The sequence below is a fragment of the Brevibacterium limosum genome (assembly GCF_011617705.1).
GTDB classification, from domain to species: Bacteria; Actinomycetota; Actinomycetes; order Actinomycetales; family Brevibacteriaceae; genus Brevibacterium; species Brevibacterium limosum.
The window spans coordinates 1,833,838-1,860,050 of the sequence record NZ_CP050154.1 but is presented as its reverse complement, the minus strand read 5'-3'; the positions used below and the strand labels follow the sequence as shown (position 1 = coordinate 1,860,050).

Sequence of the window (26,213 nt, the reverse complement as noted above, 5' to 3'; positions counted from 1 at the left end):
CGATGCGCCCTCACGACCATGTACCACTAACACGGAAGAGTGTTGAAATTGGCTAATATCAAGTCCCAGATCAAGCGGAACAAGACCAACGAGAAGGCTCGTCAGCGCAACAAGGCTGTCCGGTCCGAGGTTCGGTCCTACGTCCGCGTCGTTCGCGAGAACATCGCTGCCGGCAACAAGGAAGAGGCGCAGCAGGCTTATGCTGTGGCTGCCCGCAGACTCGACAAGGCTGTTTCGAAGGGTGTTCTGCACAAGAACAACGCTGCGAACCGCAAGTCGCGCCTGGCCACGCAGATCAACGCTCTCTGAGCAGACGACTGAGGCTGTAGCTTCTCAGGGCTCGATCCGAAAGGGTCGGGCCCTGATTCTTTCCCCAATTACTACCTGACGGCGGCCCAGCAACCTCGCGCGAGGTTGCTGGGCCGCCGTCAGGTAGTAATTGGTCAGCGGAGGCGGGCGAGGCGAGAGACTTCGGAGACGAACCATTCGACGGCGTAGACGGGGTCTCGTCCCCCGCCCTTGACGGCAGCGTCGGCTTCGGCCGCGGCGATGAGCGACTGGCCGAGTGCCACCTCATTCCACCGACGGACTTCGCGGCGGGCACGGTCGACCTGCCACGGAGCCATCTTCAGCTCGGATGCCAGCTCGCCGCTGGTGCCGGAGAATCCCTGCACCTTCGCCATGCCGCGCAGCTTCATCGCCACTGCCGCCACGAGCGGGACCGGATCGGAACCGGTCGACAGCGCATGTCGGAGCAGACTGAGTGCGTTCTTCGCGTCTCCGACCACTGCCGCATCGGCGACCTTGAAGCCGGTGGCCTCGACGCGGCCGCCGTAGTACTGGTCGACGACCTCGGCGGTGATGGTGCCTTCGGTGTCTTCGATGAGCTGGTCGACTCCGGCATTGAGTTCGGCGAGGTCGGAGCCCAGCGCCGACATGAGAGCGGCCATTCCGGCTTCGTCGATGCGCCGCTTCGCGGTCTTGAACCGGGTCTGCGCGAACTTCGCCCGATCGCTTTCGTTTTTCAGCACTGCCGCGTCGATGCGGGGGAAGCCGGCAGAGTCGAGCTTCTTGATCAGCTTCGCTCCCCGATTGCCGCCGGCGTGCAGCAGCACCACTACTGCGTCGTCGTTCGGTGCGTCCAGATAAGCCACGGCGTCGCCCAAGAAGTCCTCCGAGCACTTCTCGACGGCATCGACGATGATGAGCTTCGAGGAGGAGAACAGGGATGGTGAGGCCGCCATCGCCAGCTCACCGGCTTGGTATCCGGCAGCGTCGAGTTCGATCTCTTCGGGATCCTGCTTCCGCGCGGCCGACACGATGCGGTCCTTGGCCATGCGGACGAGCACCGATTCGCCACCGGAGATCATGACGACGGGGGCGGGCTTCGCCGAACTCCACGGGATCAGGGTCTTCTTCGCTGCCATGGTCCCCAGCCTATCGTGGCCGACCGACACGACAGTCACCACCAGTGCCTTCGCGGCCCGACCGGCGTACGATCTCGGCCCGACCGGTCCTCGATGAGAGCCGCTGGGCGACGGGAGTCTCAGCCCTTGCTCTCGGGACAGCTCTGTCCTGTGCTGTATCGGCTCTGCGCGTAGAGCGCGACCGAACCGCAGCGATCGGTGCGCAGCACGGGAACGGGGCCGAAGGACCGCACCGACTTCGTGCTCGGATGCCCGTAGCTGTTCTCCCCGACCGAGATGACGCCGAGACGGGGAGCCGCGGCGGCGAAGAATTCGGGCGCCAGGTCGGAGGAGCCGTGGTGCGGCGCGACGAGCACATCGACCGGCCGCACCTGCTGGGCCAGCAGATACTGCTCCTCGGCCCCGACATCGCCGGGCAGCAGAGTGCTCAGCCCAGCCTGTTCGACCCGCACCACCAGGGAGTCTTCGTTGCGCAGCTCTTCGTCCTCCGCCGACACGACCGAACGCAGCGGCGGCCACAGCACCTCCACGGTGGCCGTATCGAGGCTCAGCGTCTGGCCGCGGTGGGTGGGGACCACCTCGGCGCCGGTGTCGGTGATCATGCGCTGCGCCTCCGGCGAGCCCACGACATTCACGGAGACGAACAGCCGGTCGACCTTCCGCCCCCACGTCGTGCCCGCGTATCCGGCGAAGTGGTCGGCATCGAAGTGGGAGATGAGCAGGTCGAACTCCTCGATGCCGGATTCGTCGAGGCAGGTGTCGATGGGTTTCGGCTCGCGCCCCGTGTCGACGACGAGACCCCGACCGTCACCGAGGTTGATCACCGCCCCCGAGCCCTGACCGACATCGCAGACGAGCACCAGCCAGTCCGCCGCCGGCGGCTTCGCCCTGACCGTGACGATGACGGCGGCGGTGAGCAGGCAGCACAGGACGAGCACGGGCAGACCCCAGAGGCGTCGGCGCACGAGCATCCATGTTCCGGCCACGGCCAGTCCGAGCAGACCGAGTGCCAGCAGTGTTCCGACCGGCGGCAGCGGCCAGTCGAGGGCGGCTCCGGGCAGTGCGGCGCAGACTCGGGCCACGACGACGATCCACCACGCCGGGAAGGATCCGATCCACGCCAGCAGAGCGGAGGCGAAGTCCGCTCCGGGCAGGCCCGATGTTCCGATGCCGGTGGTCACGAGGCTGAGGAAGCCGGCCACCGTCGCCGGCATGACCGCTGGTGCGGCCAGGGCGTTGGCGGCCACCGACCACAGTCCGATGCGCGGATCGATCGCCACGAGCACCGGGGTGCACGCGAGTTGGGCGACGAAGGGCACGATGAGCGCGGTGACGAGCACCGTCGGCAGCAACGGCAGGTGCACGGCGAGGCGGCGCAGCAGGATCGGAACGACGAACATGATCGCCGCCGTGGAGACCACGGACAGGACGAACCCCACCGAGGTGGCCAACACGGGCACGAATGCCAGAAGCAGGCTCGCCGTCGAGCACATGACCGCGACCGGGGAGATCCCGCCGCCGCGCAGGAACACGAGTGCCGCCGCGATCGCCATACCGGCGGCTCGGATGGCACTGGGTTCGAATCCGACGATGAAGACGTAGCCGATGCAGGTGAGCACCCCGATGCTCACGCGCAGTCGGGGTCCTGCTCGGCAGGCTCCGGCGAGCAGTCCGGCACCGAGGCTGACGATCGCGACGTTGCTGCCCGACACGGCCGAGACGTGGGTGAGGGAGACGACTCGCATGTCGTCGACCATCCGATCGTCCTGCGGAGAGGTGTCGCCGACGACGAGCCCGGGCAGCAGACGACCTCCATCGCTGCCGGCGGCCAGCGAGTCGTCGCGCAGTTCGGTGCGCAGGCGGTCTCGCCACTGCCACAGCCCGTCAGGTTCTTCGAGCACCTGGGGTTCTGCGTCGGTCGAGCGGATGTCGTCGAGGCGTTCCGTGGGCATCCGCACCTTCGCTCCGTCCGCGACGACGTCGGGGCTGAGGACGTGGGTGAAGCCGGTGGGTGTGAGCAGTGTCAGCCTGGTCCACCCGGAGGCGCCGGGTTCGCTGTGGCCGACGACGAGCCCCGTGGTCTCGACCTGTCTGTCCGGTCCGTGAGCGGCGGCCAGAGCGGTGATCTGGATCGTCAGCAGACAGGTGAAGACGAGGACACCGACACCGAGGTGGTGATGGCGTCTCAGGGTCAGGATCCCGACGAGCCCGAGCACGGGAATGCCGAACAGCGCCCATGGTTCCGGTGACAGGAGTGCGCTGGCCCACAGGCCGGCGGCACAGCAGAGAAGACGAACGGAGCCCGGCCACAGCGCACCCCGTTCCCGCACCCACGCGAGCAGGGACTCACTCGCTCGGCGCAGCGCCCCGAGTCTGTGTCTCAGCGACTGCGCTCGCGGGGGCTGTCGCCTGCGCGGCCGCGAGTGCGGTGTCCGGCGGTCCGGGTCAGCCGACGGTGACAAGGTCTTTGAGGCTTTCGAAGGTCTTCGGTCCGATGCCTTTGACGAGCAGCAGATCCTCGACGCTTGCGAAGGGCTGCTGGGTGCGGTGGCTGATGATCGCCTCGGCGGTGACTGGACCGACTCCGGGCAGAGTCTCCAAGGTGGTGGCATCGGCGGTGTTGAGATCGACCTTTCCGGCCTGACCTGGCGCCCCGCCATCGGCCCCGGCTGAACCGTTCGCGGCACCAGCGGATGAATTTCCGGCTCCTCCTGGTCCCGCTTCCGCTCCCCCGGCCCCGTCCTGCGTCGTTCCCTCCGGTCCGGCCCCCTCCGCCCCAGCACCGTCGACACCGTCTGCCGGTTCCTCTCCCTCCTTCGGGATATGGATCTGCTCACCGTCGGCGAGCACTCGCGCCAGATTCACCGATTCGCCGTCGGCTCCGGCGCTCAGCCCACCCGCGGCCTCGACTGCGTCGTGGACCCGCGCTCCTGCTTTGAGGGTGACCACGGAGGGATTCCTCACCGCCCCGGTGATGTGGACGATCACCTCCCCGTTCGCATCGGCCGTCGTCCCTTTCGCCGAGGCGGCTCCCTCCTGGCCGCCGGTCGTTCCCGCACCGGGTGCGCCGGCGTCACCCGATTCGACCCCACCGGCTGTCGCGGCAGGCGACTGTCCGGCCTCTGCGGGTTGTCCGGGGCCGCTGCCCTCCCCGGCCGGCGAATGCTGTGGCGCGGGTCGGAAGAGGAAGAAGGCGAGCACGAGGATTCCGACCGTGGCGATGCCCACCGCCGCCAGCACAGGCAGACGCACCCGACGGGCCTCGACGGGTTCTTCCTCACCGGCGGTGTCGGCGGTGTAGATATCGCCCGGCACCCAACCGCCGCGCTCGGCACTGGCGTTGAGGAGGCCGGCGAAGCGATCATCCGGGGACACAGCCATGGTCCGACGCTAAGGCCCGCGTCGATTCACTGCCAGGAAGCTGAAGTCGCCTGTGGAAAGGGCCCCAGCATCCACAGGGCTGAGGCGGTCAAGTCACGTGAGCGTCCCCAGGCAGCGGTGTGTGAGTCAGGGTTTCGTCTGCACGGTCACGCCGACGGTGCCGGGGCCCACATGCGCGGTGATGATCGTCGACAGCGTCCTGAACGAGGTGTCGAATCCGAGGTCGCGCAGCCGTGAGCTCAGCAGTTCGGCATCGGCCGTGTCCATCTCCCCTTCGGCATTCTGCACCTCGACCTCCACGGTGTCCTCGGGGTCGGCGACCTCGGGGGCGGCCTGCGCGGCGAGTGCGACGATCTTCTCCAGCGCTTTGGCGCGAGTGCGCACCCGGGCGAGCGGAACGACGATGCCGGCGTTGAGACCGAGCACCGGAACGATCTGCAGGGCCCTGCCCAGCAAGGAGGATGCGGCACCGATCCGGCCGCCTCGGCGCAGGTGTTCGAGGCTGCCGGGGGCGAACACCGAGCGGGTCTCGCCCGCGCACCAGTCGGCGATGGTGCCGGCGATCGATTCGACGTCGAGTCCCTGCCGGATCCCGGCCACGGCCACGGCCAGCGCCCCGGCCAAACCCGCCGAGGTCGTCCTCGAGTCGACGACATCGACGAGGATGTCCTCGGCTTCGGCGGCTCTGACCGCGGAATCGCGGGTCCCCGAGAGCTCCGCGGACATGGTCACGACGATGATGGCCTCGGCCCCGTCCTCGCGCAGCCGCGCATAGGCGTCGGAGAACTGCGTCGGCGTGGCCATGGAGGTGGTGACCTCGGTGCCGTCGGTCATCTTCGCGCACAGATGCCCGGCACCGACCTCACCGTCGGCGAAGGCGACTCCGCCGATGAGCACGGTCAGCGGCACCACCGCGAAGAGGCCGCCGGTGGCCCCGCTCAGCTCCTCGCGTTCGGCCGCGGACAGCTGTGCCGTGGAGTCGGTGACCAGTCCGATTCTCATGGACGGCCCAGGGCCCGATACGTCCAGCCCGCTGCCCGCCACAGTTCCGGAGTGAGCACGTTGCGGCCGTCGACGAGCACCTTTCCGCTCACGAGTCCAGCGGTCGCCGCCGGGTCGAGATCGCGGTATTCGCGCCATTCGGTCAGCAGCAGCACCGCTTCGGCCCCGGTGAGCGCCTCACCGGTGTCGGCGACGTAGGCGAGTTCGGGGAACGACTTCTGCGCATTGCCGAGTGCCTGCGGATCGGTGACGGTCACGAGTCCGCCCTGCGTGGCGATGAGTCGGGCCACGGCAAGGGCCGGGGAGTCACGGACATCGTCGCTGTCGGGTTTGAACGCGGCACCGAGGATGGTGATCTTCTTGCCGATGAACGACCCGCCCAGGGCGTCACGGGCGATGTCGACCATCCGCACCCGCCTGCGCATGTTGATCGAATCGATCTCCTTGAGGAAGGCCACCGCCTGATCGGCGCCGAGCTCTCCGGCCCTGGCCATGAAGGCGCGGATGTCCTTGGGCAGGCAGCCGCCGCCGAACCCGAGCCCGGCGTTGAGGAATTTGCGGCCGATCCGGTCGTCCATGCCGATCGCATCGGCGAGCTGGGTGACATCGGCACCGGAGGCCTCGCAGAGTTCGGCCATGGCGTTGATGAATGAGATCTTCGTGGCCAGGAACGAGTTCGCCGCGGTCTTGACGAGCTCGGCGGTCGCGAAGTCCGTGATCATCCGCGGGGTGTCGTCGGCGAGGATCGAGGCGTAGACCTCATCGAGGGTCGCGGCAGCGGCGTGGCCGGGCTCGCCGTCGGCGACTCCGTAGACCAGCCGATTCGGGTGGAGCGTGTCCTCGACGGCATGGCCTTCGCGCAGGAACTCCGGGTTCCACATCATCGCGGCCCCGGTGTCGGCGATGATGCCGGCCAGGCGCTCGGCGGTGCCCACGGGAACGGTCGACTTGCCCACAACCACTGACGTCTCAGTCAGGTGCGGGTGCAGCGACCCCACGGCCGCATCGACATAGGTGACATCGGCGGCGAACTCGCCGGGCTTCTGCGGAGTGCCCACGCACACGAAGTGCACGGTGGCGTCGGCGGCACGGGAGATGTCGGTGGTGAAAACGAGCTTCCCGCGCTCCTGAGCCTTCACGAGGAGTTCACTCAGTCCCGGTTCGAAGAAGGGCGGCCGGCCGGAGGTCAGGGCCTCGACCTTCTCTGTGTCGACGTCGACTCCCGTGACCTCGTGGCCCAGGGACGCCATGGCCGCCGCATGGACCGCGCCCAGATATCCGCAACCGACGACTGAAATCTTCAAACCGAGCTCTCCTGGGAATTGGCATGCGTTTTCGCACCACACTATATGCCACCCGGTTGCACGATATGTGGAGGTTGAAACAGTACGCTTGGGAATGTGAAGCGTTTCCTTGATTTCCTCACCAACTCACCGGCCGCCGTGACGTTTGCGGTGCTCACCGTGCTCGGCATCGTGGCCTTCGCCATTCCGGGGCTGCACTCTGCGGCGTGGATCATCGGGCTTGTGCTGTGCCTCGGCGTGATCGCGGCGCTGCTGATGTTCCACGGCGAATGGCGGCGCGCTCAGCACCAGATCGACGCGCTGCGGCAGCAGCTCAGCCTCGAACGCGGCCGGATGGACACGCCCGGACTGACTCCGGTGGAGAACACGGTCGAACTGCTTCCCGACGAGCGTCGCGCCCGCCGGATCCTCGAACTCATCCCTGACTCGTCCGGCCTCGTCCAGTCCCTGCGACTCGATGCGACCTTCGCCACCGTCGCCGTCGACGAGCTCGAACCGCTCTACACCTTCTGCGCCGAGTTCAAGACGGCCAGCTTCGACAATCCGCGTTCGCACACGGCGTTCATGAACCTCTATCGGGCGGCCGAAGGTCTGTCGATCTGGGTGAAGGAGGAGACCCAGATCTCGCCCGATGACTCCGGGACCCGTGAGATCCGACCCGGCGATGCCCGCAAGGACGGTTGGCGCGGCTACACCGAGGCCCAGAGCCGCGGCGAACGCCTCAGCGACGACTTCGTCTCCTCCCGGTGGGAGTTCAATCAGACAGCACTCGAACTCGGGCTCGTCTCGGGCACCCCGCCGTTCAACGACTGAGGATCAGTGCCGGATCCACCACGAATCCAACGGGGCCACAGGGGTGCGGCGTTTGTGTTCTGACCTGCGGTATTTCTCGATGAGCGCCGAGGCGGCCGCGGGCTCGATCTCCTTCCCCTCTAGGAAGTCATCGATCTGGTCGTAGGTCAGGCCCAGTGACGATTCGTCGGTCTGTCCCGGTTCGTCGTCGAGCAGATCCGCGGTGGGAGCCTTGACGATGAGATGGCCGGGAGCGCCGAGGTGGCGCAGCAGTTCCCGTCCCTGCCGTTTGTTCAGACCCGCCAGGGGGACGACGTCGGCCGCACCGTCTCCGAACTTCGTGAAGAAGCCGGTGACCGCCTCGGCGGCATGATCGGTTCCGACGACGAGGGCCTTCTTCTCCCCCGCCAGTTCGAACTGGGCGATCATCCGCATCCTGGCCTTGACGTTGCCCTTGCCGAAGTCGGTGATCGGCGTGCCCGTGGCCTTCTCGTACTCCTCGGCGGCCGCATCCGTGGCGGCACCGATGTTGATCGCCAGCTCATGATCGGCGGCGATGAAGGACAATGCGTCCTGAGCATCGGCCTCATCGGTCTGCACATGATGGGGCAGACGCACGGCCCAGAACTCGGCATCGGCGCCGCGGTCGCGCAGATCCTCCACCGCCAGCTGGCAGAGCCTGCCGGCCAGGGTGGAATCCTGCCCGCCGCTGATGCCGAGCACCAGCCCCTTGACACCGGTGGTCAGCACATAGTCGACGAGGAACTCGACCCTCCGGGCGACCTCGGTGGCCGGGTCGATCGTCGGCCGGACCCCCAGTTGGGCACGGATCTGCTCCTGAACGGTTTCGACTCTCATAGACTCCTGCTCCTGCGGATGCCCCGGCCGCTGCTCAAGCGTCGGGAACGATGTTGACCAGTTTCGGTGCGCGCACGATCACCTTGCGCACTCCGGCACCGCCGAGGGCCTTGACGGCGTTCGGCGACTCGAGGGCCAGCGTCTCCAGCTCTTCGGCGGAGATGTCCGGAGCGACCTCGAGGCGTGCACGCACCTTGCCTTTGACCTGAACCACACAGGTCACCGTCTCGGCGACGAGATGGTTCGGATCCGCCGCGGGGAAGGACGCATAGGTGACGGTCGACTCGTGCCCGAGACGCGACCACAGCTCTTCGGCCAGGTGCGGGGCGAAGGGCGCGAGCATGATGGACAGCGGTTCGAGGACCTCCCGGGTCGCACCGCCCTGCTTGGTGGCATGGTTGGTGAGCACGATGAGCTTGGAGATCGCAGTGTTGAACCGCAGATGGTCCATGTCCTCGCGCACGCCGTCGATGACCTGGTGGAGGACCCTGAGCGATTCGGCATCGGTCTCGTCGTCGGAGATCACGGACTCGCCCGTGGTCTCATCGACGAAGAGCCGCCACACCCGCTGCAGGAACCGCTGCGCGCCGACGACGGCACGGGTGTCCCACGGTCGGTCCTGCTCCAGCGGGCCCATCGACATCTCGTAGACGCGGAAGGTGTCGGCCCCGAAAGCGTCGTACATCTCGTCGGGCATGACGGAGTTCTTCAGCGATTTGCCGATCTTTCCGTACTCCCGGTTGACCTGCTCGCCGTCGAACCAGAAGGTCAGCTCACCGTTCGACTCGGTCCGCTCCTCCACCTCGGCGGCGGGGACGTAGACACCACGGGAATCCGTGTACGCATAGGCCTGGATGTAGCCCTGGTTGACCAGACGGTGGAACGGCTCGGACGAGGAGATGTGGCCGAGGTCGAAGAGGATCTTGTGCCAGAACCGGGCATAGAGCAGGTGGAGCACAGCGTGCTCCTGCCCGCCGACATAGAGGTCGGCACCGCCGCGCGGCTTCGAGGCCCGCGGCCCCAGCCAGTACTTCTCATTGGCCGGATCGACGAGGCGTTCGTCATTGTGCGGGTCGGCGTAGCGCAGCTGGTACCACGACGATCCGGCCCAGTTGGGCATCGTGTTCGTCTCACGCTGGTAGGTCTTCGGACCATCACCGAGGTCGAGCTCGATGCTCGTCCATTCCTGGTTTCGGCTCAGCGCCGGTTCGGGACGGCTGTCGGCATCATCGGGTGCGTAGGTCCGCGGTGCGAAATCGTCGACCTCGGGCAGCTGGACGGGCAGCATCTCGTCGGGCAGTGCGATGGGGGTGCCGTTCTCGTCGTAGACGATCGGGAAGGGCTCACCCCAGTAGCGCTGGCGGGAGAACAGCCAGTCGCGCAGACGGTACTGGGTCGATTCGGTGGCCAGTCCCCTGCCGGCCAGCCATGCGGTGACTCGGGCCTTCGCCGCGTCGATGCCGAGGCCGTTGATGTCGATCTCGGCGTTGGCCGAGTTGATCATCACGCCAGTGCCGGTGAACGGTGCATCCTCGTCGTGGTCGGCCGGGGGCTGCACGGTGCGGATATAGGGCAGTCCGAAGGCCTTCGCGAAGTCCCAGTCACGGGCGTCTTCGGCGGGCACGGCCATGATCGCGCCGGTCCCGTACCCCATCAGCACGTAGTCGGCGACGAAGATCGGCACCCGGTCCCCTGTGGCCGGGTTGAGCGCATAGGAGCCGGTGAAGATGCCGGTCTTCTCCCGGCTCTGCTGCCGGTCGGCGTCGGTCTTGGCGGCTGCGGCGCGCTGGTAGGCGGCGATCGCCTCGGCGGGGGTGGCTTCTCCCCCACGCCAGGACTCGGGCGTGGACTCATCCCATGCCTGCGCGGTCAGCTGGGCGACCTGCGGGTGTTCGGGGCTGAGGACGAGGTAGGTGGCGCCGAACAGGGTGTCCGGGCGGGTGGTGTAGACCTCGATGTCGGCGACGTCGTCACCGGCGAAATCGTCACCGGCGATGGGCAGTCGCAGCAGCGCACCCTTCGACCGGCCGATCCAGTTGACCTGCATCGCGTGGATCGCATGCGGCCAGTCCAGCACGTCGAGGTCGTCGATGAGGCGGTCGGCGTAGGCGGTGATCCGCATGTTCCACTGCCGCAGACGACGTGTGAAGACCGGGAAGTTCCCACGTTCGGACAGGCCGTCGGCGGTGACCTCTTCATTGGCCAGCACCGTGCCCAGTCCGGGGCACCAGTTGACCGGGGATTCGGAGACGTAGGCGAGGCGGAATCCCTGCAGGACGTTCTCTCGCTCGGCCGGGCTCAGATCCGACCAGGCGCGACCATCGGGGGTGGGTCGGGTGCCGGAGGCGAACTGTTCGATGAGCGTCTCGATCGGACGGGCCGCGCCCTTGGCCTCACCATCGGGGGTCGTCGCCTCCGGGTCGTACCAGGAGTTGAAGATCTGCAGGAAGATCCACTGGGTCCACTTGACGAATTCGTCGTCGGTCGTGGCGAAGCGACGGCGCACATCATGGGCCAGCCCCAGACGACGCAGCTGTTCGGTCATGTTCGCGATATTGGCATCGGTGGTGATGCGCGGGTGCTGACCGGTCTGCACGGCGTAGAGGTCGGCGGGCAGCCCGAAGGCGTCATAGGACAGCGCGTGCATGACGTTGAGTCCGCGCATCCGCTGGTAGCGGCCGTAGACGTCGGTGCCCAGATAGCCCAGCGGGTGGCCGACGTGCAGTCCCACTCCGGAGGGGTAGGGGAACATGTCCATGATGTACAGGGACTCGCGCTCGCTGAGGTCGGTCGGAGGGCCGTAGGGCGACGAAGTGTCCTGGGAGTCAAGCTCGCCGAGGTCTCCGGTGGGGTTCGGGGTGTGGAACGTGCCCGATTCCTCCCAAGTGCGCTGCCAAGACTTCTCGATCTCTTCGGCCAGCGCCGCATCGTAGCGGAAACCGGTCTCCTCAGGGTTCGTCGTCATTACCTTCCTTCGCTGAACAGACGTGAGCGGGTTCCGACCATCGTACTCTGAACGCCCCTTGATTCGACTTGGCTAGACTGCCCACAGGGCAGCGGACGCCGGATATCTCGGCAAACGTGACCGATTTCACTGAGACCCGGCCGAACTGTAAGATAACCGAGCAGTAACTTACGTCCTCGAAGGAGACCCATGAGCTCAACGACCATGCCGCAGTCGTCAACACCCGTCGTCGGTTTCGAGGTCGATACCACCTCGTCGACCACCGATGTCTTCCTCCGCACAGTCGCGGAGGATCCCAGCCGCCCTCTGGTCGCCAAGCCCGACGGTGACGGGTGGATCGACACGACCGGTGCCGAATTCCTCGCCGAGGTCAAAGCCGCGGCGAAGGGGCTCATCGCCTTGGGCGTGGGAGTCGGCGATCGGATCGCGATCTTCGGGCCCACCTCCTATGAATGGACGCTGAGCGACTATGCCATCTGGTACGCCGGCGGAATCTCCGTGCCGTTCTACGACACCTCCTCAGAGAGCCAGCTCACGTGGATGCTCACCGACGCCGATGTCACGCGTGGGCTCGTCGCCACCGGCGACCATGCCGATCGGGTGCGGGCCGCGGCTGCGGCCGGCGGACGCGAAGAGCCGGCCCTGCGGGTCTGGGAGGACAGTGCATTCGCCGATCTCGCCGAGGCCGGCAAGGACATCAGCGACGAGGAACTCGAAGCCGCCCGCTCGCAGGTCGGTTCCGAGTCGGTGGCCACGATCATCTACACCTCCGGCACCACCGGAAAGCCCAAGGGCTGCGTGCTCACCCACGCGAATTTCGTCCAGACGTCCCAGGCCGCCCGCCACCAGATCCCCAGTGTTCTGGACACGAAGATGCGCTGCCTGCTGTTCCTGCCGCAGGCCCACGTCTTCGCCCGGTTCATCGAGGTCCTGGCCATCAGCAACGGCGCTCTACTCGCCCATCAGTCGGACCTGACGAAGCTCACCGATGCCATGGGCAGCTTCCGCCCGTCGTTCATCCTCGGTGTGCCCCGCGTCTTCGAGAAGGTCTTCAATTCTGCACTGGCGACCGCTCAGGCAGGCGGCAAGGAGAAGATCTTCCGCCGCGCCGAGCAGGTCGCCGTCGCGTATTCCAAGGCTCTGGACACCGGCAAGGTTCCGACCAGCCTCAAGCTCCAGCACGCCCTGTTCGACAAGCTCGTCTATTCGAAGCTGCGTGCGGTCATGGGCGACAATGTCACTCATGCGGTCTCCGGAGGCGGTGCGCTCGGCGCTCACCTCGGCCACTTCTTCCGCGGGCTCGGCATCATCGTCCTCGAAGGCTATGGCCTCACCGAGACCACCGCCCCGATCACCGTCAACGTTCCGGAGAAGTCGAAGATCGGCACCGTCGGCGTGCCGCTGCCGGGTGTCTCGGTGGCGATCGCTCCCGACGGTGAGATCCTGACCAAGGGCGTGCCGGTCTTCCGCGAATACTGGAACAACCCGGAGGCCACGTCCAAGGAGTTCCACGACGGCTGGTTCGGCACCGGTGACCTCGGCTCCCTCGATGAAGACGGGTATCTCACGATCAACGGCCGCAAGAAGGAGATCATCGTGACCTCCAGCGGCAAGAACATCGCCCCGGCGCCGCTCGAGGACGTGCTGCGCCGTCACCCGATCATCGGCCAGCCGGTGCTCGTCGGTGAGAACCGCAAGTTCGTCTCCGCACTGATCTTCCTCGATTCGGAGATGCTGCCGGGTTGGCTGAAGAACCATGATCTGCCGCCGATGGATCTGCGCGAGGCCGCCGACGATGATGCGATCCGGGCCGAAGTGGCCAAGGCCGTCGAGCAGATGAACAGGACCGTCTCGCGTGCCGAGGGGGTCAAGAAGTTCACGATCCTGCCGATCGAACTCACCGAGGAGAACGGCTATCTCTCAGCCAAGCAGTCGGTCAAGCGTCATCTCATCAGCAAGGACTTCGCCGCCGAAATCGACGCGCTCTACGCCGGCTGAGACACAGCCGCTGCCGACGACGATGAATCGCTGAGCACAGCCTCGGGGCACGGCCCGGGCACGGACGTCGATCGTCCGCACCCGGGCCGTCGCCGTCCCGCCTCGGCGGGGGTCGGCTCCCCCACCGGTGCGGACGTGGCGACGGTGACGTCGGGCCGCCTCGGCGAGGGCTTGCCTCAGCGTCGTAAGCTGAGGGCAGAAGTCGTTCGAACCGAGCTCATTGGAGGCAGCGTCATGTCCGACAACACCGATCACACGCCCAGCTACGTGACCGAGGGCGCGGAATTCAACCGCGATACGAACTACATCGACGATCGGATCCTCAATGATCCGAATGCCAAGTGGCCCGTCGAACCGGGCCGGTATCGTCTCATCGCCGCCCGCGCCTGCCCGTGGGCGAACCGGACGATCATCGTCCGTCGTCTCCTCGGCCTCGAGGACGCCATCTCCCTCGGCCTGCCGGGTCCCACTCATGATGCGCGGTCGTGGACCTTCGACCTCGACCCGGGCGGGGTGGATCCGGTGCTCGGCATCGAACGGCTGCAGCAGGCGTTCTTCGCCCGGTACCCGGACTATCCGCGGGGAATCACCGTGCCGGCTGTCGTCGACGTGCCCACTGGCGTCGTCGTGACCAACGACTTCCTGCAGATCACGGAGGACTTCTCCACTCAGTGGACCGACTACCACCGTGAGGGTGCGCCGGATCTCTGGCCCGAGGGATCCCGGGAGGAGATGGAGAAGGTGATGGGGCTGATCTACACGGAGATCAACAACGGCGTCTACCGCTGCGGATTCGCCGGCTCCCAGGACGCCTACGATGCCGCGTTCGACCGCCTGTTCACCGCCCTGGACACGATCGAGGACCGGCTGAGCCGATCACGGTTCCTCATGGGTGAGACCATCACCGAGGCGGATGTCCGTCTGTTCACGACCCTCGTCCGCTTCGATCCCGTCTACTTCGGCCACTTCAAGTGCAATCGTCAGCCGCTCACGGCCTTCGAGAACCTGTGGGGCTACGCCCGCGACCTCTATCAGACCCCGGGATTCGGGGACACGGTCGACTTCGAGCAGATCAAACAGCACTACTACATCGTCCACGAGGATGTGAACCCGACGCAGATCGTGCCCAAGGGTCCGGATCTCTCCGGCTGGCTCAGCGATCACGGCCGTGACCGGAAGTTCGGCGGTTCGCCCTTCGGCGACGGGACTGCTCCCGGCCCGGTCAAGCCCGGTGAGGAGGTCTCACCTGCTCATACGGCATCTGCCTGGATGAGCTGAGACCTGGGCCAGTTGATTCCTGGGTGAGCTGAGACCTCGGTCTCAGGAATCGAACTGTCCGGGCTCGATATGGTCGTCTTCGGTCGTATCGAGCCCGGCGGCCTTCTTCCGCCGCTGTCTGCGGACCTTGAGCGCGATCCACACGATGACGAAGACGGCGATTGCGACGATGACGAGGTTCTGGAAGTAGCCCGCGTACGTCTCGACGACCGACCAGTTCTCACCGAGGGCGAAACCGGCGACGATGAGGATCGTGTTCCAGATCGTGCTGCCGGCCGTGGTCAGCAGCAGGAACTTGGCCAGTCGCATGTCCCGCATCCCGGCTGGGATGGAGATGAGGGACCGGAAGATCGGGATCATCCGCCCGAAGAACACGGCCTTGTCCCCGTGCCTGTCGAACCAGTCGACGGTCTTGTGCACGTCATCGACATCGACCAGCGGCATCTTCACGGCGATGCGGGCGATGCGTTCGATGCCGATCCATTTGCCCACAGCCCACAGCAGAACCGCGCCGACGACCGAGCCGATCGTGGCGAAGACGATCGCGGCCGCGATGTTCATCTGCCCTTGGCTCGAGGTGAAGCCGGCCAGGGGGAGGACGAGTTCGCTGGGGATGGGCGGGAAGATGTTGTCGAGGAAGACCATGAATCCGACGCCGATCGGGCCCAGGGTCTCCATGATCGTCACGGTCCATGCCGAGAACCCGCTGAGGCTGTCCGCCGCGCTGCCGCCGGCTGCGAGCACGTCGGAGGAGACTCCGCCTGCAGGCGCGCCGCTGGAGAGGCTGCCGGCTGCGGCGGGTGTGAAACCGGCGGCGGAGGCGAATGAATCGGTGATCGGCATGGTCAAAAGTGTAGATAAGGGCGCGGCCTGTCGCTCACAGTGCGCTCACAGCGGCTAGTGTGGAAACGAACACCTCGGACCGGAAAACGAACGCACCTTGCGGATACGCATCGAAGGAGCACACGTGGCACCTGCCAAAGTACTGGCCTCGCGCAACACCGTCGCTGAGGTCGGACACAATGCCGTCAACAGACCTGGACCAGCCCATCTCATGCGCGCGGTCCAACGTTTCGGTCAGCGTCTGGGCAATCAGTTCGGTGCCGCCATCACCTACTTCCTGGTGCTCGCGGTCATGCCCATCGCCATGGTCGCCCTCGCGTCCATCGGCTTCGTCCTCGACATCGCGCGTCCCGAGCTCCTCCCCGAGGTGACCGAGCAGATCGAGACCTTCACGGCGGGCAACGACTCGCTGACGGAGCAGCTCGAGAGCTACCTGCTGCAGTGGCAGGCAGTGGGAATCATCGGTATTCTCACCGGCCTCTACACGGGTCAGGGGTTCATCGGCAACCTCGGCTCCGCGGTGCGGGCACAGCTGCACGACGACTTCGACGATGCCGTGCCGGAGAAGTCCTTCGTCAGCAAGGTCATCAACAACGTCGTCACGCTCATCGGCCTCATCATCGGCCTCCTGCTGGCCGTGGCACTCACGGTCGTCGGCACCGGTCTGCGGTCGATGATCGCTGACCTCCTCGGTCTCTCCGGATTCGCCGGGAGTCTGCTCTTCATCGTTCCGCTGCTGCTCACGTTCGCCGCCGCCTGGCTGATCTTCTGGTTCCTGTTCACGATGCTGCCGGAGAAGCCGGTGGACAGACAGGCGAAGAACCGCGGCTCCCTCATCGGCGCGACCGCGTTCCTCATCCTCATCAACTTCTCCACCGTGCTCGTCAACCTCTTCTCCGGAAACAAGGCCGCCGGCGTGTTCGGATCGATCATCGCGATCATGCTCACGCTCAACGTCTTCGCCCGCATCATCCTGTTCATCGCCGCGTGGATCGGTACCGCCAACCCGCCGAAGCTGAAGGAAGAGGAGCCGGACTACCGGTTCGTCGAACCCAAGGTGCAGGCGCAGAGCCTGGGCGCACTCATCACCGGTGCCGGAATCGTGGCACTCACCCTTCTGGGCTTCAAGCGTTTCGAGGAACACCGGTCCGATCGCGAATAGTCGAGACGGTAGACTGTTGGCGCATCCGTTATAACTGACCGAGGGGACACGACCTTTGACTGACGCCACGACTGCTCGCCTGGACGATTGGGCGAAGAAGCAGACCGCCGCCGAAGAACTCATTCCGCTAGTCGGACGCCTGTACCGTGAGAACGACGTGCTGCTGACTCTGTTCGGACGGTCGCTTCTGAACAAGTCGGTGACCGGCATGATCAAGGCCCACCGCTACGCTCGCCACTTCCTCGGCGAGGAGCTCGACATCCAGATCACCCACCGGATCGTCAAGGCGCTGTCAGGACTCGACCTGGCACCGGCTCGCATCGATCTGGGACGCCTCATCGAGAAGCTCGATGATCCGAACGCCGATGTCGATGCCTTCCTCGCCGCCGAGCTCGCCGAGGTCGTTCAGTCGCAGTCCGGCAAGGGCGAGGTCCGCGACGTCGTCCTCTACGGCTTCGGTCGCATCGGTCGTCTGCTCGCCCGCATCCTCATCGACCGTGCCGGGGGAACAGGTATGCGCCTGCGCGCGATCGTCGTGCGCCGCAATGGCGACAACGACATCGTCAAGCGTGCCTCCCTGCTGCGCCGCGATTCGGTCCATGGTGCCTTCGACGGCAGCATCGTCGTCGACGAAGAGAACAGCACCATCCAGGCCAACGGCACCCTCATCCAGGTCATCTACTCGAATGACCCTTCGGAGGTCGACTACACCGCCTATGGCATCGACGACGCCATCATCGTCGACAACACCGGCAAGTGGCGTGACGACGAGGGCCTGTCCAAGCACCTCGCCTGCCCCGGTGCCTCGAAGGTCCTGCTCACGGCTCCCGGCAAGGGCGATGTCAAGAACATCGTCTTCGGAGTCAACGACGACGCGATCCTCGACACGGACACGGTCGTCTCGGCCGCGTCGTGCACGACGAATGCGATCACACCGGTGCTCAAGGCCATCAACGACAAGTTCGGTGTCCGCAACGGCCATGTCGAGACGGTCCACTCGTTCACCAACGACCAGAACCTCATCGACAACTTCCACAAGGGCTCCCGCCGCGGCCGCGCTGCCGGACTGAACATGGTCCTCACCGAGACCGGTGCCGCCAAGGCCGTCGCCAAGGCTCTGCCGGAGCTGGCCGGGAAGCTCTCGGGCAATGCGATCCGCGTGCCCACCCCGAACGTGTCGATGGCGATCCTCAATCTCAACCTTGAGAAAGCCACCACCGTCGACGAGCTCAACACGTTCCTGCGCGAGGTGTCGATGCATTCGCCGCTGCGCAACCAGGTCGACTACGTCACCTCCCCCGAACTCGTGTCCACCGATCTCGTCGGCTCCAAGCGCGCCGGTGTCGTCGACGGTCTGGCCACGATCGTCGATGAGGACCGCGTCGTCGTCTACGTCTGGTACGACAACGAGTTCGGCTACTCCTGCCAGGTCGTGCGCTGCGTGGCGAAGATGGCCGACGTCGACGTTCCGGCCTTCCCCTGATACCGCCGAGGCGGCTCACCGGATCCTGCGATGGCTCCCTGGTGAGACGCTGAAGGACATTTGCGTTTCGGCCCACTTTCGGCTGAGCAGCCCAGTTCCGAACTTGGGCTATTCAGCCGAGAGTGGGCCGTTTCCGTAGGTGCCCCGAAAGTGTGCAGTTTCCGTAGGCGAATCACCACAAGCGTCTCAACCGACCGGCAGCGTCGTCTCACCCCATAGCGTCGCATCCCGCCTCCGCCGCCATCCCAGACATACAGCGCCACGCCCTGCTCTTCGCGCCACAACACCTCGCTGACGACAAAACCTCCCGCAGGAACGGGAGGTTTTGCAGGTTGCGGGACGGTTTCCCGGCAGCGGGAGGAATTGATCACTCCGCGTCGTCGGACTCCATGGCTTCGTGCAGCCAGATCGGGGTGAAGGCTGCGAAGCGCTCCGCGAGCTCATCGTCGCTGTCGAGGATGACAGCGAGCCGGTCGTCGGCGTTGGCCAGCTCATTCGCCCAGATAGGTCCGAGGCACGCCAGCAGCAGGCAGGCGATCATGACGCCCACCGCCAGGATCGGAGTCTGGGCCCACAGCAGCACTGCGAACAGGACCCCGATCACCGCGAAGCCTGCGGCCACCGCGATTCCCGCATTCCGGGTGCGCGGTGCCTTGGCGCGGGACGGGCGGGTCGCCGCGATCGAGTCGAGGACATCCCGGTTGATCCGCGTCCAGGCGACGATCGCGCCCAGTGCGCAGACGATGCCGACCATGATGAGGCTGAACGCCGAGAACAGCAGCACCGCATCGATGTGATCGCCTTGGGCTTGGACGGCGGCACCGAGTCCGGCGACGAGCATCGCCAGCGCCAGCGCCAGCATGCTCAGCAGACGGGCACGGCGCACCGCGATGAGTTCGGCGACCACCCTGGCCAGGAACGCCCGCTGAGCCGCGGGATCGTCGGCCTGGCTCACCGCACGTACCCGAGTCTCTTGTCGACGGTGTGCGGGAACTGCTCTCCGGCCAGATACTGTTCGAACAGGCGATGGAACTGCTCGGCCAGACGCCTTCTCCAACCGTCGGTGTCCCCGCTCATATGCGGGGTGATGATGACATCGTCCATCGCCCACAGGGGATGCCCGGCGGGCAGCGGCTCCTCGTCGAAGACGTCGAGTCCGGCCCCGGCGATCTGGCCCTCACGCAGCGCGGTGACGAGGGCATCGGTGTCGACGGTGTCTCCCCGTCCGACGTTGATGAACACGGCGGTGTCGTCCATGGCGGCGAACACCTCGGCGCCGATGAGCCTCTCCGTCTTCTCCGTCAGCGGTGCGATGTCGATGACCCAGTCGAATCCGGCCACGTGCTCGGGCAGGGTGGCGGAGTCGATGACCTCACCGAAGTCCGCGTCGCCGCTGCGGGCGTGGGACCCGGCACCGGTGACCTCGATGTCGACTGACCCCAGCAGCCGGGCGATCTCCCGGCCGATCGCTCCGGTGCCGACGATGAGAGCCTTGGTGCCGGCGATGTCGCGGGTCGACCGGCGATTCCACTTCCCCTCGGCTTGGTCGGAGAGCGAACCGATCGAGTTCTTCGCGTGCATGAGGATGTAGCCCAGAACGAACTCGGCGATCGGGCGGTCGAAGATCCCCCGGGCGTTCGTCACCGTCACCGGCGAGTCGACGAGCTCATCGAAGAGGAGCGAATCGACGCCCGCCGCGGCGGCGTGGACCCAGTCCAGACGGTCGGCGCTGCCATAGGCATCCTTGAGTGCTGTGGAGAAGAAATCCCACATCAGCAGCACATCGGTGCCGGGCAGCGCCCGGGCCAGGGTCTCCGCCTCGGCGATGCGCAGTTCGATCCCGTCCCGCTCCCCCAGATCAGTGATCAGTTCGGGGATCTCGGTCCCGGGCGAGTTGAGTATGGTCAGTACCGTCATTCCTCGGCTCCTCCAGCAGTGGGCTTTCTGCCACACTAACCGATGAAGACCCGGCGGGGGCGGATACCGACGCGGACGCGACCACAGCGTTCTCTGCTCCGACATCGACGCTCTCCCGCTGAGCCGGTTCGTTCTTCAGCGTCTGCGCCAGCGGAGTGTTGGGCAGGAAGCAGAGGAAGACGAAGCCGAGGACGGCCAGCGGTGCCACCCACAGGAACAGTGGGACGAGGGCGTCGTTGTAGGAGGTGATGATGAGAGAGTGCAGCGGCTCCGGCAGCTTCGACACGATCTCAGGGGTCAGCCCCGTCGAGGAGACCTTCGGCATGTGACCGCTCGGGGCCGCCTTCGCGATCTCCGTGATTCCGGACTTGATGTTGTCCATGAGTCGTTGGGTGAACACCGATCCGATGAAGGCCATGCCCAGGGTGGCACCGACCTGGCGGAAGTAGTTGTTCGATGCCGTCGCCGTGCCGACCATGGACACCGGGAAGGCGTTCTGGACGACGAGGACGAGAGTCTGCATGCTCAGGCCCAGTCCGAGTCCGAGCAGCGCCAGGCAGCCGATGGTCTCCCAGGCCGAGCTCTCGGCCTTCAGCTGGGAGAGCAGGACGAGCGAGGCGGCCATGATGAGGATGCCGGTCAGCGGGTACTTCTTGTACTTGCCGGTGCGGGAGACGATGAACCCGACCAGGGTCGAGGACACAAGCATGGTGCCCATCATCGGCACCATCATCAGGCCTGCGACTGTGGCGTCGATTCCGTGGACCATCTGCAGGTAGGTGGGCATATAGGAGAGCACACCGAACATGCCGATGCCGACGAAGAGACCGGCGATCGTGCACAGCAGGAAGTCGCGGTTGGTGAACAGATGCATCGGGATGACGGGTTCGCTCACCTTGAGTTCGACGAACACGAAGGCCACGGCGGCGACGATTCCGGTGACGATGAGGCCGTTGATCTGCCAGGATCCCCATTCGTAGTCGTGTCCGCCCCAGGCGGAGGTGAGCACGATGCTGGAGGTGACGACGGAGATGAGCGCCATGCCGATGACGTCGACCTTCGGGCGTGGTCCGCTGCCCCGCGCGTGCTTGGGCACCTTGAGGAACACGGCGGCGGCGACGAGGGCGATTATGCCCAGCGGGAAGTTGATGGCGAAGGCCCAACGCCATCCGGGCCCTTCGGTCAGCCAGCCGCCGATGAGCGGTCCGGCCACCGACGACACGGCGAAGGCCGAGCCCATGATGCCCATGTATTTGCCGCGTTCGCGGGCGGGGACGACGGAGGCGATGATCGACTGCGAGAGGATCATCATTCCGCCGCCGCCGATTCCCTGGAGCACGCGGCCGACGATCAGCGTCGACATCTCATTCGCGATGAGGGCGAAGACCGAGCCCAGCAGGAAGCAGCAGATGGCGAACATGAACAGGGGCTTGCGTCCGAACAGGTCACCGACCTTGCCGTAGACGGGCATCATGATCGTCGAGGCGAGCATGAATGCGGTCGAGACCCACAGCATCTGGTCGACGCCGTCGAGCTCGCCGACGATGGTCGGCAGGGCGGTGGCCAGCACGGTCTGATTGAGCGAGAACATGAACATCGCGATCATCAGGCCGACGAAGAGCAGAATGATCGCCGAGGTGGCCATCGGCTCGGTCTGTGCGTCGGGTCCCGCTGCGGCTGAGTTCTTCGAGGTGGTTGCCGTCATCGTCTTCGTATCTGGTTCGTGGTTGTTTCTCATCACAGCTTTCGTCATTGCAGTCGGTCCAGTACCTTGCGGAACAGGCCCAGGGAATCTTCGAAGATCGCTTTGGTCCCGCCCTTGTCGTCGACCGTCTCCGGATTGGCTTTGATCGTCTGCCCCGCATGGGTCAGCGGGACGCGGCAGAGTTGGGTGAGCATGCGTGCGCTGCGCCAGGCGGACTCATCGGAGGAGAACTCCTGGCCGAGGCGGCGCAGCCGCTCGAGCACATGTCCGGTGACGATCTCTTCGAGTGCTTCGGCCCGGTCGAAGCTCTTGCTCACGAGTTCCGGGTAGAGGGCGAAGAGGCGGCGGCGCCGGGCCGGCAGTTTGGGATCGACGGAGCCGACGAGCAGCGCTTCGCGGAGGAAGCGCGCCGTGTCTTCGGCCAATGTGTCGAGTCCGGCGGGGCTGTGGACGTAGTCGAAGGCGAGGCCCTCGTCGACGCTGACCTCGGATCCGAGGCCGACGATCGCGTCCTCTTTCGTCTCGAAGTAGTTGAAGAAGGTGCGCGTGGACACTCCTGCGTCGGCGGCGATGGTCGCCACCGTCGCGCAGGCCAGGCCGTCTTCGAGGACACGGGTGATCGCCGCCTCGTGGAGGGCGTTGCGGGTCAGCCGTGCCTTCTTCGAGCGCAGGGTTTCTTCTACGGGCATACGTACATTTTGCACCACATGCAAACTTTCACCAACTGCAAATATGCAATTGTGCACTATTTCACTGTGTGCAGTGTTCTACATGAGCATCTTCAGCCGCGCCCGGTGCTGCTCGAGAGTCTGCAGCTGACCGAGCAGCGCGGCCTGGCCGGCTCCGTCGCCGGTGTCCTGGCGCTGCAGGCGGGAGTGGAGCTCCTTGGCGATGCGTTCGAGGTCGTAGTCGAAGAGTCGGGCGACGATTCCGCGGGCGAAACGGTCGATCCCGGTTCCCTCGATCACCGGCAGCGGCGTCACGAGCAGCTGGGCCACGTAGGGTTTGAGATCCTCGGCGCTGGCCTCGAGGACGCGTTCGGCCCATTTCGACTGGACGGCGCCGGCGGCACCCAAACCGCCGGCCTGTTTGACCGCTTCCTGGATCCGTCGGTAGCCGGGGTGCTCGAAGGCCTTCGCGGACAGCGAGTCGAAGAGCTTCGCATTCACGACCTCGGGATGCTGGAGGGCGACCATGAGCACGCCCTTCTCCGTCTTCAGTCGGGCAGGGCTGATCGGGGCCGAGAGGTTCGAGACGTCGGGGCGTTCTTCGTAGACGTATTCGATCCTGCGCTCATCGGAGATCTCCCCCGCCGAGGCGGCCGCCGGCTCCGGTGCCGCCTCGGCGGGCGCCTGTGCTGCGGGCGGAGGCGGTGGTCCGCTGCGGAAGTTCTGCGCAGGTGCGGGAGGCGGACCGTCGCGGAACCCGGGCCGATTGCTCGGCTGGTCCCGGTGGTTCTGCTTCGGTTGGCGGGCGGCGGTGCGAACGGCGGCCTCCACCTCGTCGATGTCGACGCCGATGCGGCCGGCGACGAAGCGATAGTAGTGGGAGAGGCTGTTGCGGTCGCGGATGTCGGTGAGCACCTCGGCGGCGGCCTTCACCGCGGAGATCCGCCCTTCGACCGTGTCGAGGTCGAAGCGGGAGACCGCGGTGGTGATGACGAATTCGAAGAGCGGCTTGCACCCGTCGATGAGTTCGCGCAGGGCCGCGTCGCCCTTCTGCATGCGCAGGTCGCAGGGGTCGAGTCCGTCGGGTTCGACGGCGACGAAGGTCTGGGCGGTGAACAGGTTCTCGAATTCGAAGGCCTTGAGTGCGGCCTTCTGCCCGGCGGCGTCACCGTCGAAGGTGAAGATCACCTGCCCGGTGGGGTCGTCGCCGAGGAGGCGTCGGATGATCTTCACGTGTTCGGCGCCGAAGGCCGTACCGCAGGTGGCCACGGCCTGATCGACTCCGGCCATATGGGCGGCCATGACGTCGGTGTAGCCCTCGACGACGACGACGCGTTTGGTCTTCGCAATCGACTTCTTCGCCAGGTCGAGTCCGTAGAGGACCTGGTTCTTGTGATAGAGCGCGGTCTCCGGAGTGTTGAGGTACTTCGGCCCTTTGTCATCGTCATAGAGCCGGCGGGCACCGAAGCCGATGGTCCGGGCCGTCATGTCCTTGATCGGCCAGATCACCCGGCCGCGGAACCGGTCGTAGATCCCGCGACCGCCTTCGCTGGCCAGACCCGCGGCGAGGATCTCCTCATCGGTGAAACCTGCCTTGCGCAGGTGCGTCGTCAGTGCGTCCCAGGACTTCGGGGCGAAGCCGAGGCCGAAGTCCCGGCTCGATTCGGCCGGGAAGCCGCGCCCGGTGAGGAACTCGCGACCGATCTGTCCGGCTTCGGACTCCAAGGCCTGTGCGAAGAAGCGCTGCGCGACCTCGTGCATCTCCAGCAGCCGCTGTCTCCGGCTCGCCTGCTCCCGGTCGGGTCCTTTCCCGTCCTCGTAGCGCAGGTGCATTCCGGCCTTGCCGGCCAGCGTCTCGACGGCCTCGACGAAGCTGAGCTGTTCGACCTTCTGCAGAAAGGTGAACACGTCTCCGGACTCACCGCAGCCGAAGCAGTGGTACATCCCGACCTGCGGGCGCACCGTGAACGACGGGGTCTTCTCGTCGTGGAAGGGGCACAGCCCCTTGAGCGATCCGATTCCCGCGGTCCTGAGGGTGACGAATTCTCCGATCACCTCGTCGATGCGCGTGCGGCTGCGCAGTTCGTCGATGTCCTCGCGCTTGATGAGTCCGGCCATGGTCTAGAGCCGATCCTCCGCTCCGGCGTTGAGGTGGTGGTACAGGGCCCAAGCGGAATGGTCGGTCAGGGACGCGATCTGGTCGACGATGACACGCAGCCGGGCGGAATCGTCGGCGGCCTCGGCATGATCGCCGCGGAACATCGGATCGAGCTTGTCCGGTGATTCCGAGTACCATTCCGCGAGTTCGCTGATGACGGCGGCCTGGATGTCATGGAGCCGCAGCCGATCCTCGGCGACCATCACCGTGAGTGTGGCCATGCCCTTGAGCACGGCGATCTCGACCATGGTCGACTCGGGCACGACGAGCGAGGCCGAGTACCGGGCCAGAGGCTCCCACCCGAATTCCTCACGGGTCGCGGATTCCGCGGCGCCGACGAAGCGTCCGATGAGCTGACTGGTCATGTGTTTGAGACCGGCCTGAGCACGGCGGGATCCGTCGAAGGCCTCCTTGGGCCAGTATGCGGCGGCCTGCAGGCGACCGAGTGCCTTATCCATCTCCGCGTCCGCGGTCTCCGGCAGGTACCACTGACGGGTGATGTCGAAGAGCTCTGCCCGTCGGTCCTCGGCAACGAAGTCGGCGAGGTCGAGGTGGCCTGCGACGATGGCGTCCTCGACGTCGTGGACGGAATAGGAGATGTCATCGGCCAAGTCCATGACCTGGGCTTCGATGCACCTCTTGCCGTTGTCGATGCCGTCGCGGTAGAAGTCGAAGACGGCGCGGTCGTCATCGTAGACACCGAATTTGCGCACCCCGGAGTCGCGGCGACCGGCCGTGGCTTCGGCCCGCGGCCATGGGTACTTCGTCAGCGCGTCGAGGCTGGCTCGAGACAGGTTGAGACCGGCCGGGCGGCCGTCGTCGGCGATGACCTTCGGTTCGATCCGGGTGACCAGGCGCAGGGTCTGCGCATTGCCTTCGAAGCCCCCGATGTCTCGGCACAGGGCATCGAGGATCGTCTCCCCGTGATGGCCGAAGGGCGGGTGCCCGAGGTCGTGGGACAGGCAGGCGGTGTCGACGATGTCGGGATCGCAGCCGAGGTAGCGGGCGAGCTCGCGTCCGACCTGGGCGACCTCGAGGGAGTGGGTGAGGCGCGTGCGGACGAAATCGTCCGTACCCGGGGAGACGACCTGGGTCTTTGCACCGAGGCGGCGCAGACCCGAGGAGTGGAGAACGCGGGCGCGGTCGCGCTGGAAGGCCGAACGCCGAGGATTCTTCGCCGGTTCGCTCACCCACCGTTCCTCGTCCCACAGCGAGTAGACCGCCACGGTACCCGTCCGCACCGAGGTGTGCGGGTGAGTGTCGAAGGGCATT

At 66.0% G+C, this 26,213-nt stretch carries 20 protein-coding genes; 6 read left to right on the top strand and 14 right to left on the bottom strand.

What is annotated here, in order from left to right:
- Window positions 1-48: 48 nt before the first annotated feature.
- Window positions 49-309, top strand: coding sequence for a 30S ribosomal protein S20 (gene rpsT, locus GUY37_RS08235; RefSeq protein ID WP_135808426.1), 261 nt, complete (start codon window positions 49-51; stop codon window positions 307-309).
- A 134-nt stretch (window positions 310-443) separates the two neighbouring features.
- Here the strand turns inward: rpsT and holA are convergent, their stop codons facing one another.
- From holA to GUY37_RS08210, 5 genes are all read right to left on the bottom strand, one after another.
- Window positions 444-1,427, bottom strand: a complete 984-nt coding sequence (holA, locus tag GUY37_RS08230) for a DNA polymerase III subunit delta (protein ID WP_166824362.1) — start codon at window positions 1,425-1,427, stop codon at window positions 444-446.
- Window positions 1,428-1,546: 119 nt separating this feature from the next.
- Window positions 1,547-3,757, bottom strand: a complete 2,211-nt coding sequence (locus tag GUY37_RS08225) for a ComEC/Rec2 family competence protein (RefSeq protein ID WP_166824359.1) — start codon at window positions 3,755-3,757, stop codon at window positions 1,547-1,549.
- Window positions 3,758-3,872: 115 nt separating this feature from the next.
- Complete coding sequence (locus tag GUY37_RS08220) at window positions 3,873-4,808, bottom strand: ComEA family DNA-binding protein (RefSeq protein WP_166824356.1); 936 nt, start codon at window positions 4,806-4,808, stop codon at window positions 3,873-3,875.
- Between the two features lie 126 nt (window positions 4,809-4,934).
- Entirely contained in the window at window positions 4,935-5,810 is an 876-nt protein-coding gene (locus GUY37_RS08215; protein ID WP_166824353.1) for a DegV family protein, read from the bottom strand.
- Entirely contained in the window at window positions 5,807-7,114 is a 1,308-nt protein-coding gene (locus tag GUY37_RS08210) for a UDP-glucose dehydrogenase family protein (protein WP_166824350.1), read from the bottom strand. The genes GUY37_RS08215 and GUY37_RS08210 overlap by 4 nt, the downstream gene beginning before the upstream one ends.
- Window positions 7,115-7,210: 96 nt before the next feature.
- Here GUY37_RS08210 and GUY37_RS08205 point away from each other — a divergent pair, with 96 nt between their 5' ends.
- Window positions 7,211-7,927, top strand: a complete 717-nt coding sequence (locus GUY37_RS08205) for a hypothetical protein (RefSeq protein ID WP_166824347.1) — start codon at window positions 7,211-7,213, stop codon at window positions 7,925-7,927.
- Between the two features lie 3 nt (window positions 7,928-7,930).
- Here the strand turns inward: GUY37_RS08205 and nadE are convergent, their stop codons facing one another.
- Together nadE and leuS are read right to left on the bottom strand one after the other, a co-directional pair.
- Complete coding sequence (nadE, locus tag GUY37_RS08200; protein ID WP_166824344.1) at window positions 7,931-8,764, bottom strand: ammonia-dependent NAD(+) synthetase; 834 nt, start codon at window positions 8,762-8,764, stop codon at window positions 7,931-7,933.
- Between the two features lie 34 nt (window positions 8,765-8,798).
- Window positions 8,799-11,729: a leucine--tRNA ligase gene (leuS, locus tag GUY37_RS08195; RefSeq protein WP_166824341.1), complete on the bottom strand. Its 2,931-nt coding sequence runs from the start codon at window positions 11,727-11,729 to the stop codon at window positions 8,799-8,801.
- A 189-nt stretch (window positions 11,730-11,918) separates the two neighbouring features.
- Between leuS and GUY37_RS08190 the strand changes: the two genes are divergently transcribed.
- Window positions 11,919-13,727, top strand: a complete 1,809-nt coding sequence (locus GUY37_RS08190; protein ID WP_166824338.1) for an AMP-dependent synthetase/ligase — start codon at window positions 11,919-11,921, stop codon at window positions 13,725-13,727.
- A 234-nt stretch (window positions 13,728-13,961) separates the two neighbouring features.
- A complete protein-coding gene (locus tag GUY37_RS08185; protein ID WP_166824335.1) occupies window positions 13,962-15,005 on the top strand; it encodes a glutathione S-transferase family protein in 1,044 nt (347 codons plus the stop codon).
- Between the two features lie 42 nt (window positions 15,006-15,047).
- Here GUY37_RS08185 and GUY37_RS08180 read toward each other — a convergent pair whose 3' ends face one another.
- The gene (locus GUY37_RS08180) at window positions 15,048-15,683 is read right to left on the bottom strand and encodes a DedA family protein (protein WP_166829535.1); all 636 of its coding nucleotides are present in this window, start codon (window positions 15,681-15,683) and stop codon (window positions 15,048-15,050) included.
- Between the two features lie 289 nt (window positions 15,684-15,972).
- Between GUY37_RS08180 and GUY37_RS08175 the strand changes: the two genes are divergently transcribed.
- Window positions 15,973-17,010, top strand: coding sequence for a YhjD/YihY/BrkB family envelope integrity protein (locus GUY37_RS08175; RefSeq protein ID WP_152349306.1), 1,038 nt, complete (start codon window positions 15,973-15,975; stop codon window positions 17,008-17,010).
- A 55-nt stretch (window positions 17,011-17,065) separates the two neighbouring features.
- Window positions 17,066-18,493, top strand: a complete 1,428-nt coding sequence (locus GUY37_RS08170; RefSeq protein WP_166824333.1) for a glyceraldehyde-3-phosphate dehydrogenase — start codon at window positions 17,066-17,068, stop codon at window positions 18,491-18,493.
- A gap of 367 nt (window positions 18,494-18,860) precedes the next feature.
- Here the strand turns inward: GUY37_RS08170 and GUY37_RS08165 are convergent, their stop codons facing one another.
- The 6 genes from GUY37_RS08165 to GUY37_RS08140 form a co-directional block, all read right to left on the bottom strand.
- On the bottom strand, window positions 18,861-19,448 hold the full coding sequence (locus GUY37_RS08165) for a hypothetical protein (RefSeq protein WP_166824330.1): 588 nt from the start codon (window positions 19,446-19,448) through the stop codon (window positions 18,861-18,863).
- Window positions 19,445-20,410: a D-2-hydroxyacid dehydrogenase gene (locus GUY37_RS08160; RefSeq protein ID WP_166824327.1), complete on the bottom strand. Its 966-nt coding sequence runs from the start codon at window positions 20,408-20,410 to the stop codon at window positions 19,445-19,447. Before GUY37_RS08160 ends, GUY37_RS08165 begins: the two co-directional genes overlap by 4 nt.
- Window positions 20,352-22,148 carry an MDR family MFS transporter gene (locus tag GUY37_RS08155; protein WP_228278435.1) on the bottom strand — a complete coding sequence of 599 codons (1,797 nt, stop codon included), beginning with the start codon at window positions 22,146-22,148 and terminating at the stop codon, window positions 20,352-20,354. Before GUY37_RS08155 ends, GUY37_RS08160 begins: the two co-directional genes overlap by 59 nt.
- 11 nt (window positions 22,149-22,159) lie before the next feature.
- Complete coding sequence (locus GUY37_RS08150) at window positions 22,160-22,804, bottom strand: TetR/AcrR family transcriptional regulator (RefSeq protein WP_166824324.1); 645 nt, start codon at window positions 22,802-22,804, stop codon at window positions 22,160-22,162.
- Between the two features lie 78 nt (window positions 22,805-22,882).
- Window positions 22,883-24,901, bottom strand: coding sequence for a DNA primase (gene dnaG, locus GUY37_RS08145; protein WP_166824321.1), 2,019 nt, complete (start codon window positions 24,899-24,901; stop codon window positions 22,883-22,885).
- Window positions 24,902-24,904: 3 nt separating this feature from the next.
- Window positions 24,905-26,212 (bottom strand): deoxyguanosinetriphosphate triphosphohydrolase, encoded by a 1,308-nt coding sequence (locus tag GUY37_RS08140; protein ID WP_166824318.1) that lies wholly within the window; start codon window positions 26,210-26,212, stop codon window positions 24,905-24,907.
- Window position 26,213: the final 1 nt, after the last annotated feature.

Bases quoted from the DNA above. Each gene is read 5' to 3' on its own strand.
- holA (WP_166824362.1), bottom strand. From the start codon at position 1,427: ATGGCAGCGAAGAAGACCCTGATCCCGTGGAGTTCGGCGAAGCCCGCC.
- GUY37_RS08220 (WP_166824356.1), bottom strand. From the start codon at position 4,808: ATGGCTGTGTCCCCGGATGATCGCTTCGCCGGCCTCCTCAACGCCAGT.
- GUY37_RS08215 (WP_166824353.1), bottom strand. From the start codon at position 5,810: ATGAGAATCGGACTGGTCACCGACTCCACGGCACAGCTGTCCGCGGCC.
- nadE (WP_166824344.1), bottom strand. From the start codon at position 8,764: ATGAGAGTCGAAACCGTTCAGGAGCAGATCCGTGCCCAACTGGGGGTC.
- leuS (WP_166824341.1), bottom strand. From the start codon at position 11,729: ATGACGACGAACCCTGAGGAGACCGGTTTCCGCTACGATGCGGCGCTG.
- GUY37_RS08190 (WP_166824338.1), top strand. From the start codon at position 11,919: ATGAGCTCAACGACCATGCCGCAGTCGTCAACACCCGTCGTCGGTTTC.
- GUY37_RS08185 (WP_166824335.1), top strand. From the start codon at position 13,962: ATGTCCGACAACACCGATCACACGCCCAGCTACGTGACCGAGGGCGCG.
- GUY37_RS08180 (WP_166829535.1), bottom strand. From the start codon at position 15,683: ATGGAGACCCTGGGCCCGATCGGCGTCGGATTCATGGTCTTCCTCGAC.
- GUY37_RS08160 (WP_166824327.1), bottom strand. From the start codon at position 20,410: ATGACGGTACTGACCATACTCAACTCGCCCGGGACCGAGATCCCCGAA.
- GUY37_RS08155 (WP_228278435.1), bottom strand. From the start codon at position 22,148: ATGAGAAACAACCACGAACCAGATACGAAGACGATGACGGCAACCACC.
- GUY37_RS08150 (WP_166824324.1), bottom strand. From the start codon at position 22,804: ATGCCCGTAGAAGAAACCCTGCGCTCGAAGAAGGCACGGCTGACCCGC.
- dnaG (WP_166824321.1), bottom strand. From the start codon at position 24,901: ATGGCCGGACTCATCAAGCGCGAGGACATCGACGAACTGCGCAGCCGC.
- GUY37_RS08140 (WP_166824318.1), bottom strand. From the start codon at position 26,212: ATGCCCTTCGACACTCACCCGCACACCTCGGTGCGGACGGGTACCGTG.